General features: G+C 67.1%; 8 protein-coding genes. 5 read left to right on the top strand and 3 right to left on the bottom strand.

The window, feature by feature from the left end:
* Positions 1-85: 85 nt before the first annotated feature.
* Positions 86-2,203 carry a PAS domain S-box protein gene (locus IPK85_24035; GenBank protein MBK8250439.1) on the top strand — a complete coding sequence of 706 codons (2,118 nt, stop codon included), beginning with the start codon at positions 86-88 and terminating at the stop codon, positions 2,201-2,203.
* Positions 2,193-2,984, top strand: coding sequence for a hypothetical protein (locus IPK85_24030; protein ID MBK8250438.1), 792 nt, complete (start codon positions 2,193-2,195; stop codon positions 2,982-2,984). The genes IPK85_24035 and IPK85_24030 overlap by 11 nt, the downstream gene beginning before the upstream one ends.
* Positions 2,985-3,225: 241 nt before the next feature.
* Here IPK85_24030 and IPK85_24025 read toward each other — a convergent pair whose 3' ends face one another.
* Positions 3,226-4,557 (bottom strand): hypothetical protein, encoded by a 1,332-nt coding sequence (locus IPK85_24025; protein MBK8250437.1) that lies wholly within the window; start codon positions 4,555-4,557, stop codon positions 3,226-3,228.
* 20 nt (positions 4,558-4,577) lie between these two features.
* On the bottom strand, positions 4,578-7,607 hold the full coding sequence (locus tag IPK85_24020) for a SusC/RagA family TonB-linked outer membrane protein (GenBank protein ID MBK8250436.1): 3,030 nt from the start codon (positions 7,605-7,607) through the stop codon (positions 4,578-4,580).
* A 173-nt stretch (positions 7,608-7,780) separates the two neighbouring features.
* Between IPK85_24020 and IPK85_24015 the strand changes: the two genes are divergently transcribed.
* From IPK85_24015 to IPK85_24005, 3 genes are all read left to right on the top strand, one after another.
* Positions 7,781-8,920, top strand: coding sequence for a DUF5009 domain-containing protein (locus tag IPK85_24015; protein ID MBK8250435.1), 1,140 nt, complete (start codon positions 7,781-7,783; stop codon positions 8,918-8,920).
* A 35-nt stretch (positions 8,921-8,955) separates the two neighbouring features.
* Positions 8,956-10,554 (top strand): D-alanyl-D-alanine carboxypeptidase/D-alanyl-D-alanine-endopeptidase, encoded by a 1,599-nt coding sequence (gene dacB / locus IPK85_24010; protein MBK8250434.1) that lies wholly within the window; start codon positions 8,956-8,958, stop codon positions 10,552-10,554.
* Between the two features lie 255 nt (positions 10,555-10,809).
* Complete coding sequence (locus IPK85_24005) at positions 10,810-12,240, top strand: S8 family serine peptidase (protein MBK8250433.1); 1,431 nt, start codon at positions 10,810-10,812, stop codon at positions 12,238-12,240.
* A gap of 107 nt (positions 12,241-12,347) precedes the next feature.
* On the opposite strand, the gene IPK85_24000 is transcribed toward IPK85_24005, so the two are convergent.
* Entirely contained in the window at positions 12,348-13,496 is a 1,149-nt protein-coding gene (locus IPK85_24000; GenBank protein ID MBK8250432.1) for a saccharopine dehydrogenase NADP-binding domain-containing protein, read from the bottom strand.
* Positions 13,497-13,621: the final 125 nt, after the last annotated feature.

Here is a 13,621-nt window from a genome sequence, read left to right as displayed (position 1 = left end):
GGGAGTGGTTGACCCGAGCCCGCCTTCGTTCGTTAGGGTACACTCACCCAGCGGCGCGCCGGTGCCGGTTGCCCGGGACGCGGTGATGCGCTATCCGTTTGGCGTGACCGTCACACCGCACCGCCGGATGCCCCGCTGGGCCGACGACCCGATCGGTAGCCGCCACCGACGCCGGGTCTTGCAGCAGGTGCTCATGTCCCTGCTCATCCTCTTCTCGCTCAACGCGATCGTGCGGTACACGGCGGACCCGGGATACCGCATCCCCTGGCCCGGGTACGCCGTGCTGCTGGTGGCACTGCTGCTCAACCGGCGTGGTTACGTGACGCTGGCGAGCATACTCACGGTGCTCCTCCCACCCGCCTTCCTCGCGGCCACGTTCCTCGGCGCCGACCCACAGCGCCCGCCAGTTGCCGTGGTCTACCTCCTCATCGACCTGATTCTCGGCAGCATCCTGCTAGGCAGCGCGGCGACGATCACCCTCGGTGTGCTCAATATCGCGTTGCTGCTGGTGCTGGACATCGCCAGCCCGGTGATGCGGGCCAGCGGCGTGGTGGACATCATCCTCCTGTTGTTTGTCATCACGACCGTGCTCCTCGTGTTCGGCCTGCGGGTCCGCGCCCGGCTGGAAGCCGAGCGTGATGCGGCACTGGTCGAGAGCAACACGCGCATGTCCGTGATGCTCGAGTCGGCCATGGACGCCGTGATCTCCCTCGATGCCCGCGGGCGCATCGACAACGTGAACCCGGCCGCGGTGCGCATCTTTGGCTACGCCCGCGAGGCGATGATCGGGCACGACATGGCCGACTTGATCATTCCCGCCGCGCAGCGCGCGCAGCACCGCGCCGGCCTCGCCCGCGTTGCGGCGACGGGATCGAGTGGACTGGTCGGCCAGCGACTCGAGCTCCGTGCGTGCCGCGCGGACGGCACGACCTTCCCCTGCGAGCTCACCATCGCCGTCGCCCAGCTGTCGACGGGGACCATGTTCACCGGCTTCGTCCGGGACCTGAGCGAGCGTGAGGCCGCCAAGGCACGCTCCGCCGCGCTCGAGGAGCAGTTGCGCGAGTCGCAGAAGATGCAGGCCATCGGGCAGCTTGCCGGTGGCGTGGCGCATGAGTTCAACAACATGCTTCAGGTGATCACGGGATTTCTCTCGATGGCCGTGGACGACTTGAAGACCAAGGCGCCCGAGGCCGTCAGCGACCTGACGCATGCCACCGAGGCGGCGATGCGCGCGAGCGACCTCACGCGACGACTCCTCGCCTTTTCCCGTCGACAGGTCCTCAACCTCGAAGTGGTCGAGTTCAACGAGGCGCTCTCGGCAAGCCTCACCCTCATCCGACGCACGTTGGGTGAACAGGTCGAGGTGGAGTACCATCCGGGCTCGCGCCTTCCCACGGTACGCCTCGACCGCTCCCAGCTTGAGCAGGTCGTGCTCAACCTCTGCCTGAACGCCCGCGACGCCATGCCTGACGGGGGCCGACTCATCCTCGAGACCGTGGTGGACGTGCCCGAGTCGTTTGTCGCCGACCATCCCTGGGCCCAGCCTGGCACCTACGTCGCGATGGTCGTGGCGGACACGGGGAGTGGGATGCAGCCGGAGGTCGCCGCGCACATCTTCGAGCCCTTCTTCACAACCAAGGGACTCCGCGGCGGCACTGGCCTGGGGCTCGCGGTGGTCTACGGGATCGTCGAACAGCATCGCGGCTTCATCCGTGTCGACACCGTCCCCGGCGAGGGCACCTCGTTCCGCGTGTACTGGCCCGTGTCTGGCGACGCCCCGACACCGCGGCCCACGCGAGATGCTGAAGCGGCGCCGGGAGGCACCGAGACGATCCTGGTCGCCGAGGACGCGGATGCGATCCGAGAGCTGGTGTCACGGGCCGCCACCGCCGTGGGCTACCGCGTGATCACCGCTCGCGACGGGCGGGAGGCCTGTGCACGCCTGACGGAGAATCCAGACGCGATCGACATGGTCATCCTCGACATGGTCATGCCCCGATTGAGCGGTCGCGGCGCCCTCGAGGAGATGCGTCGGCAGCGGCCGGAGCTCCCCTGCCTGTTCCTGTCGGGCTACAGCGCCTCCGAGGTCACCGACCAGTGGCTCAAGGACAACGGCTGCACGCTCCTCCACAAACCGGTGACACCGCAGGCCCTCCTCCGCGCGATCCGCGCGACCCTCGACAACCGCCCGCATGGCGCATGATGTTCATCGCATGCGCCCCGATGCCCTTCCCCTTGTCCTGATTCGCCGGTTCCTCGGCGTGGTCTTCATCGCCTACGGCCTGGTCAAGCTCTTCGGTGGCCAGTTCGTCTACGGCGAATGGACCATTACGCGCAGCACGGCAAGTGGCCCCTTCCTGGTGTGGGCGTTTTACGGCTTCTCGCCCGCCTACGCGAAGTTCATCGCGATGTGCGAGCTGATCCCGGGGATCCTCCTCCTGTTTCCCCGGACGGCATTCGTCGGCGCCGCCGCCCTCTTTCCGGTGGCGCTCAACATCACGGTGATGGACTTCGCCTACGGCTTTCCCGGAGTGAAGTACCTGGTCGCGATCTACACGGCATTGCTCGCCCTCCTGCTCTGGGTCGAGCGCGAGAAGGTGTGGATGATGTTCGTTCCCCACGCGCGTGCGCGTGCCGCTCTCGCAGCGACCGCCACGGTTCAGGTCCCCGCCGCGCCGACGCGCCCCGCCGCTGTGCGTTGGTTCGTGGGCACACTGTCCACCCTCTTCCTCCTATGGGTGGCAAACATGGTGGTCGAGGGGTCCACCGACGGCCCGGAACCACGAGCGCTGGCTGCGGTCAATGGCGACACCGGGTCGCTCATCCTCAAGCGATCGCGCCTGACCGGGCAGGCAGGGATCGGGAGGACCGCCATCGTTTGGCTTCGCACGCCGGCGGACACGAGTGTCGCGGCCCGTGTGTACCTGACGCGCCCGACCGGCTTCGTGCCCTGGCGCGTCGATTCAATGCAGCCCGCCCGTTAGCTGGCACTCGGGCACGGCGCGCGGGACGCGCTGGGAGGAGAACACGCGCCCGCGGCCGCCAGGTCAATTGCGCTGACCTGCCCCACCCCACCCATCAGGAAAGGCGCAATTCGCGCGAAAAGGAGCTCACGCGGCCGGACGTCGTGCGTCCGCGAGGGCGACGGGCATGAGAAAGGGGCAGGAAGGCGTAACGCCTCCCTGCCCCTCCTTTCACTCCTTGAATCGGTTCGCCGATCGTGCCTTATGCGTTCCGGTTCAGGCAACCCGTGAACTTGGCGTTGTTCTTCTCGGAGATCGGGATGATGATGTTCACGTCCCCGCCGCGCGTCAGGTTGTCCTTGTGGTACGGCCCCGTCGGGAAGACGGTCTCCGCCCCACGCTGATACTGGCGGATCATGCGACGGAGGTCACCCACGCGGCGCCCCTGACCGAAGAGCGCAAACGCACGCTCCCGGAACATGAGGTCGACGCGCGCGGCCTGCGCGCCTGGATCCGTCGGGGCTGCCATGCTGTAGGGCGCGCGGGCTTCGGCGAGCTTGGAGAGCCAGAGCGCCGTGTTCCCGGCCTGGAGTGCGGCCTCGGCCTCGATCAAGCGTGCTTCCACCCCCGAGGCGATCTTCACGGAGTGGTTGAACGCGTTGTAGGCCTTGAAGAACCAGGCCGGCGTGCGCTGGTCGAACACCGACGGCGCGCCGGTCCCATCCACCGGAACCCGGGGGTCGCCCGCCGTTCCGAAGTTGAGGCCGTTGGTGCCTTCCAGGTTCGCGACCAGTAGCCCTTGCACGTTGTACGAGTAGTTGAACGTGAAGCTCTGCTGGCGCGGGGTCGCCGTGCCGTGCTGGAACCGGTAGTCAAAGGTGGTTGGCACACTCGCCACCGCTGCTGCCGCTGCCGCGAACTGACCCTGGTTCAAGAGTGATCGGCCCTTGAGCAGGTTCGCAAGGTTGCGCGACTTGGCATCGATCCCGGTTGCCGCCAAGGCGGCGTCCATCTTCGCTGACGCCCCCTGGAGGAGCTGGGTCGTCGTCTGCGGATCTCCGTAGACGATATCCGGCTCCGCCGTGGAGACCGGTGCCCCCGAGCAATAGCTCTCGGCCAGCACCAGGTTGATCAGCCCCGACAGGGCCAGCATTTCCGCCTGGCGTCCATCGGCGGCACCGGCGGCCTTCAAGCCGGCGGCCGCGCGATCTGCCGCGGTACGCGCACGGTGCTGGTCGATGTAGGTCTGCAACCAGGCACCGTTCTGTTCGCGGACCGCACGCAAGTCCATCTCGCGCAGCTCCGGCGGTGTTGCACCGAAGGCGAATTCATCACTCAGGTACCCCGTGGCCGTGATGATGCCGATCCCGGCACCACCCCCACCACCGCCGGAGATAGCGACGGTCAGGTCACCCATGGCGCCGGCGTAGAGTGCCGCCGCGCCCTGGAGCGAACCGGATAGGGCCCCGGGAGAGATCTGGTCGGGACGGTCTGCCTTGAGCAACCGTTCCGTCGAGCAGGCGGCGAGGCTAACCGCCGCAAGCGTGGCGCCGGTGAGGCGCGCGCCACGCGCAAACATCGCCGTGTTCTTCATGGGATGCATGGTGGTGGCTATCAGTAGTTGAGGTTGATGCGGACGAGGAACTGACGCGGCTGCGCCTGCTGCACGAAGTTGTAGCTCGCCGCATCGCCGCCCTGCGTCGTGTTTTCGGGATCCCAGCTGGTGAAGTCGGTCTGGAGCCACAGGTTGCGCCCAGTCAACGTGACGGTCGCGCCGCTCGCCTTGAGCAGGCTCGCGAGGCGCGGGGTCAGGGTGTACGAGACCGAGGCCTCGCGCAGCCGCATGAAGTCCGCCTTCTCGCCATACGCGCCGAAGGCACGCGGACCGGCGACGGCCTTCGCCTGCTCCTCGAGGTCAAAGCCCTTCACATGCAGCGCCGCGCAGTTCTGCACGAACGCGCACTGGAAGAGGCCGTTCACGTTGTGCGAGACGAACCCGGTGCGGATGTCGAGGAGGCCGGAGATGCGCAGCCGGTCCTTGAGCAAGCCGAACGAGTTGTTAATCCCGATCGTGTTGACCGGCACCGTGTAGCCATTGAAGACCGCCGTGTCCGTCACGACGACTTCGCTCGGCTCGATCTGCTGGTTGTTGTTCGCGTCCTTGTAGCTCGTCAGGCGCGGCCACCACAACCCGAACAACGGGTAGCCAGGCCGGTTCTGGAATCCGAACCCGGTAAGCGGCGGGATGCCCGGCGCCAGGGAGACCAGCTTGTTCTTGTTCTGGGAGTACTCGACGCCGAGGTCCCAGCGCAGGTTGTCGCTATCCCACATACGAGCGTTGGTCGAGATCTCGATCCCCTTGTTCGTCACGACACCGATGTTCTCGATGCGCGACGCACCGGCACCGAGCGAACCCGGCAGCGGACGGTTCACGAGGGCGTCGGACGTTTCCTTGTTGTAGTACGTGACCTGCAGCGAGACGCGGTTGTTGTAGAAGTTCGCGTCGAACCCGCCCTCGATCTCGCGCGAGCGCTCGGGCTTGATCCCCGAGTTACCCAGCGCACCGAATGTCACTGACGGCACGTCGCCGCCGCCGAAGATCGACGTCGTCGTCGGGTTCAGGAACGTCACCGCAGCCGAGGCGGTCGGCTGCTGGCCCGACACGCCGTAGGCCAGGCGCGGACGGACCTGGTTGAGCCACTTCGCATCCGGGCGCTCGATCGCCACGTACGACACGGTGGCCTTCGGGTAGACGATAGCGCCGAAGTCGCCGCCGAACGCGGAGTTCTGGTCGCGGCGGAGTGCCCCCGTGACGAACAACTTGTCCTTCCACCCTAACTGCTGCTCCACGTACGCCCCGAAGATGACGGTCTCGATGGTCTGCTCGGCCGACGTCTTCTGCGAGCCGGCGTCGATCGTGCGGCCGCCCGGCGGGAGAATCGCGGCCTGGCTGAGCGAGCCCGTCAGCCGATCGCGGTTCCACTGGATGCCCACCGCCGTCTTCGACTGGATCGACGACGTCAGCTGGAAAGTGGAGGTCGCGTTGAGGTCCACCGACCACTTCGCGTTGTTCCACTTGTTGATCTGCCGCAAGCCCTGCCGGTCGATGCCGCAGCTGGCGCAGCCCTGTCCGTTCGCGATGAAGGCTTCGTCATTGAACGCGAGCCAATCCACGCCGGCCGTCGCGCGCGTCGAGAGCCACGACGAGGGACGGTAGTTCATCGTCGCGCTGTTCAGGAACTGGTTGTTGTATCGCGAGACCTGCTTGGAGAAGCCCTGGCTTGGCGGGGCAAAGCCCCAGTGGCTGCGGAACCCGGGAGCCGGGATGCCGAACATCCCGGACGTGATCGCGCCCTGCAGGTTGTCGCCCGTCTGCGGGAACTGCGTCCAGTTGTTGACGTACCCCGCGTTGATGTTCAGGTCGGCTTCCTGCGACAGGGCGATGTTCAGATTCGTGCGCAGGTTCGCCTTGGTCAGCTGGTTCGGGATGCGCTGATCACGCGACAAGGTCGTGATGCCACGCTCCAGGAGCAGCGAGTCGATTTCCGCATCCGGCATCTTGAGGACACCGAGATCATTTTCCCAGTCGCCGGAGACGAAGTACCGGACCGTTTCCGTACCACCGGTCACCTGGGCGCCATACTGCTGACGCTGCCCAACGCCGAGCGGCGTCGTTTCCTTGTCCTCAAGGAGGTTGCGCGTATGCACCTTGGTCACCGTGCACGACCCCTGTGCCGCCTGCCACTGGAGACAGTTGGTCGCCGCACCGGCCGACGTACGTCCCTCTGTGTAATAGATGCCAGGGTACTCGGCCGGGTCATACGACCGGCCGCCCTCACCGAAGAGGCTCCACTTCGCCGGACCGGCCTTCCCCTTCTTGGTGGTCACGACGATCACGCCGTTGGCCGCCTGCGTCCCGTAGAGGGTCGCCGCCGAGGGGCCTTTCACCACCTCGATGCTCTCGATCTCCTCGGGATTCAGGTTGTTCAGGAAATTCGGCCGTGCTCCTCCGATGAACGTCCCGAGGGCCAACGACCCAGACTCCATGCGGACGCCGTCCACAAGGATCAGGGGATCATTGGAGAGCGACGCCGAGCTGATCCCGCGAATGCGCACGCGCGACCCACCGCCCACGCTCCCATTGGACGCAATCATCGTCACGCCCGCGGTACGACCGTTGAGGACATCCTGCATCGCGGTGATCGGCGCATCGGCCGTCAGCTTGGCCGCGTCGATCTTGGCGATCGAGTTGCCGAGTTCGCGGGTCAGCTGCTGCCCCGTGGCCGTCGTGACGACTGCTTCGAGCTGGTAGGGTGCCTTGACGATGGTGAAGTCGGAGGTCGCCGCACCACCGGCGCTGACCGTGACTGACTGGATCGCCGAGAGGTAGCCGATCCGGATCACGCGCACCTGATACGTGCCTGCCGTGAGGCGTGCGATCGTGTACCGTCCGTCCGCGCCCGTGATGGCGCCGACGTTGGTGCCGTCCACGCGAATTTGTGCGCCGTCGACGGGCGCTCCGCCATCGCGATCCGTGACCCGTCCCGTGACCCGGCCGGTGGCCTGGGCGTGCAGGGACGAGACGCTCGCGACGAGCAGGAACGCCAGCGTCGACCAACGTCGCTGACCGAGCCTGTGCTGCATGGAGCCTCCTGGGGTGTGTGGTGCCGATCTCGTGGTGGTTGGGGACCACCAGTCCGATATTGGATACAATCGGCGGGCGAGACGATACGACCGGTGTCGGCGGTGCGCAAGCAGCCCGTGGGACGGACCGTGCCCCCTCGCCATCCCGGCACCTCGGACCGTATCGTCCGACCATGACCGACTCCACCCGCACGCGCCTCCCGGCCCTCGACGTCTTCCGCGGACTCACCGTCGCCGGCATGCTGCTCGTCAACAACCCGGGAAGTTGGTCCGCCATCTACCCGCCACTCGCCCATGCCACCTGGCATGGTTGGACCCCGACGGACCTCATCTTCCCCTTCTTCCTGTTCATCGTCGGAGTGACCACCCACCTCTCGCTCGAGGCCCGACGCCAACGCGGGAGCAGCGATGCCGCGCTCGTCAGGCAGGTGGTCCGGCGTGGGGCGCTCATCGTCGCGTGCGGGCTCCTGCTGGCTTCCTTTCCCTGGATCCCGTTGACGCGGATCACCGAGGTACGCATCCCCGGCGTCCTTCAGCGCATCGGGCTCGCCTACCTCGTCGCCGGACTGGTCATCCTCCGCACGTCGTGGCGCCAACAACTGGCGGTGCTTGTCGCGATCCTTCTGGGGTACTGGGCGCTCATGACCCTCGTTCCCGTCCCGGGATACGGGCTGGGCGCCTTCAACCTCGACGATCCCTCCGCCTCGCTCGCCGCCTGGATCGACCGGTCCGTGTTCGGGTCCCACCTCTGGCGGACGTCGAAGACCTGGGATCCTGAGGGGCTCCTCAGCACCCTCCCGGCCGTCGGCACGGTGCTCTGCGGTTCGTTTGTCGGGCGGTGGCTCGGGTCCAGCCGACCGCTCCCCGACCGGCTCCTCGCCCTCGCCTGCGTGGGATCCCTGGCCATGGTCGTGGGTCTCATGTGGCATTGGACCTTCCCGATCAACAAGAGCCTCTGGACCAGTTCCTACGTGGTGTTCACCGCCGGGATGGGAGCGGTCGCCCTCGCGACTTGCACCTGGCTGGTGGATGTGTTAGGCATAACGAGTTGGGCGGCGCCCTTCCACTGGTTTGGTCGCAACCCGATGATCGCGTTCCTCGGGTCGGGGGCGATGGCACGCCTCATGGGCAGCATCATTACGGTGCCCGTCGACGGTGCGCGAGCGCCCCTGCAGCGTGTGATCTACGACCAGGCCTTCGCCAGCTGGCTGGCCCCGCGGAACGCTTCGTTGCTCTACGCGCTCACCTTCGTCGCTTGTTGGGCGGCGATCCTGTTCGCCCTGGATCGTCGCAAGGTGTACTTCAAGGTCTGATCCCCGGCTCGCAGCGGGGCATTACCGGTCCCCGTATGCGCCTCGCCCGCCGCTATCTCCGATCCTGCTTCGCGGTCGCCGCCCTGGTGGTCGGTGACGCCATGGCGGCGGGCGCCCAGTCCAGGGAGACCCCACGTCGCTCCACCGCGTCGACTCGGACGAAATCCGCGCCCCCCAAAAAGAAGGTGGTCCCTGCGGCATCGCGAGGGCGGCGTCGGCCGCCGCCACCCCCTCCGCTGGTCCCCACGACCCCGTGGGGGGCCGCCTCGTTGGCATCGGACCTGAACGCCCTCCTGGATCAACGCGTCAAGACGGGTACCTGGGGCGTCCTGGTCACCTCACTCACGCGCGGGGACACCCTCTTCGCCCGGCAGGCCGACACGCCGCTCATGCCGGCCTCCACCCAGAAGCTCTTCACCACCGTCCTCGCCTTCGATCGACTCGGCCCCTGGCACCAGCTCAACACCGACGTGCTGCGCGTCGGGACCCTTGAGCCTGATGGCACCCTCCGGGGCTCCCTGGTCCTTCGCGGCGGCGGCGACCCCGCCCTCGCCGGACGCTTCCTCGGCGGAACCCCCGAGTCGCCGATGGCCGTCCTCGCTCAGATGGTCGTGAACGCCGGGGTCAAGCGCGTCACCGGAGACATCATCGCCGACGCCAGCGCCTTTGAGGCCCGCCGGATCCCTGACGGATGGCTCGCCCGCTACCTGAACGACAGCTACGCGGCGCGTGTCTCGGCGCTGTCCCTGAATGCCAACCTGTTGCACGTCGCCGTCACACCGGTCCGCGGCCGTGCGACCCCGTCCATCACCTTGCGGCCCGCGCTGGCCGGGGTGAAGGTGGTCAACCAAACGAAGATTCGCGGGACCGGTCGCAGCGCCCGGCTCTCCATCAGCCGAACGAAGGACGGGACGGTCGTGGCCAAGGGGTGGATCGGTGGACGCTCCCAAGCCCGAGTCTACACGGTGGTCGTTGAAGACCCCTCCCAGTTCGCCGCCAGCGCCTTCCGGTCTGCGCTGATCGCGGCAGGGATCAACGTGGACGGTGTCGTGCGGAGCGATCCTACTCCCGATGGCGCGGCCCGCGTGGCGACCTTGTCGTCGCCGCCGCTGACCCAGCTTGCCCGCGTGATGAACGGCGAGAGCGACAACCACTTCGCCGAGCTGCTGCTGCGCGCGGCCGCGAGGGGCCCGGACGGCGCCGCGGTCGGGAGCGCGCAACTGGCCGACGAGCAGCTCGACATGCTGCTCCGTGAGCGCGCCGGTATCGCCCCGCACGCCATTCAGATCAAGGACGGCAGCGGACTTTCGTCGCTCAACCGGGTGACCCCGCGCGCACTCACGAACCTACTGGCCTATGCCAGCCGTGCCCCGTGGTCGCGGGAGTTCGAGCAGTCGCTTCCCATCGCGGGCACCTCGGAGACCCTCCGCTCCCGGATGATAAACACCCCGGCGCAGGGCAACCTGCACGCCAAGACCGGCACCACCGGTGATGTGGTGTCACTGGGTGGCTACGTGACCTCGCGCTCAGGGGAACGCCTGGCCTTTGCCTTCCTGTACAACGGCCAGGAGCGCTGGAACGCGCGCGAGACCATCGACGCAATGGGCGCGACGCTCGCGGGTTTCTCGAGGTAGACACCAGGGGGCAAGGTGCGGCCCGCTTTACGCGTCCCATGAAGTACGTGCACTAACACGACCCTGCGATCGCTGCCCGGGAGGGCGCCAGCACCGCCCGACCGAGCGCGAACCTGTGGCGAGTGCGCCTCAGGTTGACAGCGCGTAGGGATCCGGCACAGTGTGAGCCACCACTCAGCGACGCTGGCACCCGGGCACTGCGTCTCTCCAACAACCGCCCGTATTCCAGCCGCGGTACTCACTCGGAGGATCTTCATGGGAACGCAGTTGAAGTCGACCACCAGACGCACCTCGTACCTTGTGCTCGCCGCCCTCGCCGCCGCCTGCTCCGACGGTGCCACGGAGCCGACGGTGAGTCCCCGGACACTGGACCAACCCGCATTGTCGACGATCACCGCATCGACAGAAACCGGGACCTATCTGGTGAGGCTCGGATCCGCGTCGGGCATGTCCACGGCAAGTGCGTCGATCGCCGCGATGGGCGCGAGGGTCGTGCGCCAGATCGATGCGTTAGGCCTCCTGTACGTCCAGGAACTCTCGGACGCCAATGCCGCAACACTCGCCGCGGACCCGAATGTGTCCATTGTCAGGGACCGCTTGATGCGCTGGCTGCCGGAGCCCACGCTGGTGCAGCCGCAGCTCGTGACGGCGGTGGGCGGGCCGGCGGCTACCGGAACGGACCAGAGCGGTGCGCAGTTCTTCAACCAGTTCCAGTGGTCACTCAAGGTGACCAGGGCCAACCAGGCATGGACGCCGAGCAACGGCGGCGCGGGTGAAACCGTCTGCGTCCTCGATACCGGCGTTGATCCCGGCCACCTGGACCTGGCGGGCACCGTGGATCCGACACGCAATGTCACGGAGATCTTCACCCCGCGCTTTGCCTCCGACCTCACCTCGGACGACTACAACTTCCACGGCACCTTCGTTTCGGCGCAGATTCGCAGCAACGGCCTTGGCATGGCCTCGGTCGCTCCGAATGCCACGCTCTGTTCGATCAAGGTGCTCAGCGAAGACGGCAACGGGACCTTCGGCGACATCATCTACGGGATCTACCTCGCCACCCAGTTTAACGCCGACGTGATCAACATGAGCCTCGGCGGTTACGTGCAGGAGACCAACCCGGCCAACGCCCCGCTCCTCTCCGCCCTCCAGGGCGTCATCGACCTGGCGCGCCAGTCGGGCACGATGGTCGTCGCTGCGTCCGGCAACGACGGCTTCAACATGGGCGCCGTCCGCGAGGCGCTCAGGGTCATCAACATCCCCGCCCAAATGCGCGGGGTGATCAGTGTTGGCGCGACCGGCCCGTACCGGCAGAAGAACTTCGACCTCCTCACCAGCTACTCCAACTTTGGGGCACTGGACGCACTCGACCTCGTGGCCCCGGGCGGCAATGGTGGGCTCCCCGAGGGGGTGCGCGAGGACTACATCATTTCGGCCTGCTCCCGCTTCGCTTTCGGTGGTGCGTGCGCCAGCGGATTGACCTACCTGTTCGGCAACGGGACAAGCTTCGCCGCCCCGCTCGTCGCCGGCGCGGCCGCCGTGGTCGAATCGACCATCGGGAGCGTGCCGACGCCAGCGCTGGAGTCGTGCATTCTCTCCAACACGGACGCGGTGGGCACGCCCCGCGCGCGCTACGGCCGCGGACGGTTGAACGTGCTCAAGGCCTCGCAATGCGCGGCGTTCTGATGCGCGAGGGCTGACGACACACCAGCGTATGCAAGCGCCCGACAGCGTGAAGCTGCCGGGCGTTTGTTTTTCCTGCCAGAGGCCGCATCCCAGCAGCCATGGACTCGCTAGCTGCGGCGCTCCTCCAGGTGCACGCCGCGAGCCGCCAGGGCTGCGATGTACGCGGCCCCCGGCATCGCTTCATCCGGGGTGCAGACCCCGCGCTGCGTCACCTGGCCGCGGACCTGCATCAGGCCCGTGATGGCCAGTGAGTAGCCGGTGCACCGCATCATGGCCGAGATGCCGTGCGCCGCGTCGTAGCGATCCACGAGGTTCCACTCGATCGTCTGCGGCACTCCGCCCTTGGTGCCACTGACGGTCACGCGCAGCGCGACGAGGTCCTTCCCCTTCGGCTTGTTCAGCCGCGGGTTCATGACGGCGACGGCCACGTCGCGCGGGCGCACCTGCACGCCCTTCACGTCCACGGGCTCCAGGTCCAGCAGCCCGAGGTCGCGAATGGCCTCCATGAGCTTCGCGTGGCCGGGGTACCGCAGCGTCTTGTATTCCATCGTCGGGATCTTCCCTTCGTAGCGAAAGCCGAGGGTGGAGAGCCCGCCAGCGGTGTGGAACGCCTCCAGGGTGCCTAACGGCGACGGAAACTCCACCGGGACGATCTCACTGAGCGCCTTCACCTGCTGGCGCTTGCCGTCGCGAATGATCCAGGACAGGGTGGTGTAGTAGTCGAGCACCCCTTCCAGCGAATAGACGATCTGGTAGTTGAGCGGCGGCTCCGGCGCCTGGGGCAGTCCGCCGACGTAGATGCGGACGGCGTCCGTCGCATCAAGTTGCTCGATCCCGTGCTGGGCGAGGATGTTCACCATCCCGGGTGCGACCCCACAATCCGGGATGACCGAGAGCCCGGCGGCCAGGGCCGTCGCGTGCAGCTTCTTCTGCTCGGCGACGATCTCGGTGTTTCCACCGAGGTCGGAGAAGTGGGCCTTCGATGCAATCGCCCACTCCGCGAGATCGCGGTTGAAATAGTAGGGCGCGGCACTCATCACCGCGTCGCACGCTTCCATATGAGGGACGACAGCGGCGCGATCACGAACGTCGAGCTGCACCGGCACCAGGCGCGACCCGACGTAGGGCGCGAGGAAGGCGGGGAGGGAGTCGACCCGGAGGTCGGCAATCCGGACTTCGGTCACGTCCGGGTCTTGCAACAGATCAAAGGCGCAGGCAGAGCCCTGAAGGCCCGCGCCCAAAACGAGCATACGCATTGGTGCTACGGCTGTGGTGATAAGGGAACGGCAATCTAACCGCGCCGGGAAGCGGCTCCCTTCACCTCCGGCCGTTATGTCCCGGGACGTCGGCGCGGCAGATCACTCACGCGCGCTGCAAGCCG

The sequence above is a fragment of the Gemmatimonadota bacterium genome, assembly GCA_016712265.1.
Classification (GTDB): domain Bacteria; phylum Gemmatimonadota; class Gemmatimonadetes; order Gemmatimonadales; family Gemmatimonadaceae; genus RBC101.
This window is presented reverse-complemented; position numbering and strand designations above follow the sequence as displayed.

Bases quoted from the DNA above. Each gene is read 5' to 3' on its own strand.
- IPK85_24035 (MBK8250439.1), top strand. From the start codon at position 86: ATGCGCTATCCGTTTGGCGTGACCGTCACACCGCACCGCCGGATGCCC.
- IPK85_24030 (MBK8250438.1), top strand. From the start codon at position 2,193: ATGGCGCATGATGTTCATCGCATGCGCCCCGATGCCCTTCCCCTTGTC.
- IPK85_24025 (MBK8250437.1), bottom strand. From the start codon at position 4,557: ATGAAGAACACGGCGATGTTTGCGCGTGGCGCGCGCCTCACCGGCGCC.
- IPK85_24020 (MBK8250436.1), bottom strand. From the start codon at position 7,607: ATGCAGCACAGGCTCGGTCAGCGACGTTGGTCGACGCTGGCGTTCCTG.
- IPK85_24015 (MBK8250435.1), top strand. From the start codon at position 7,781: ATGACCGACTCCACCCGCACGCGCCTCCCGGCCCTCGACGTCTTCCGC.
- dacB (MBK8250434.1), top strand. From the start codon at position 8,956: ATGCGCCTCGCCCGCCGCTATCTCCGATCCTGCTTCGCGGTCGCCGCC.
- IPK85_24005 (MBK8250433.1), top strand. From the start codon at position 10,810: ATGGGAACGCAGTTGAAGTCGACCACCAGACGCACCTCGTACCTTGTG.
- IPK85_24000 (MBK8250432.1), bottom strand. From the start codon at position 13,496: ATGCGTATGCTCGTTTTGGGCGCGGGCCTTCAGGGCTCTGCCTGCGCC.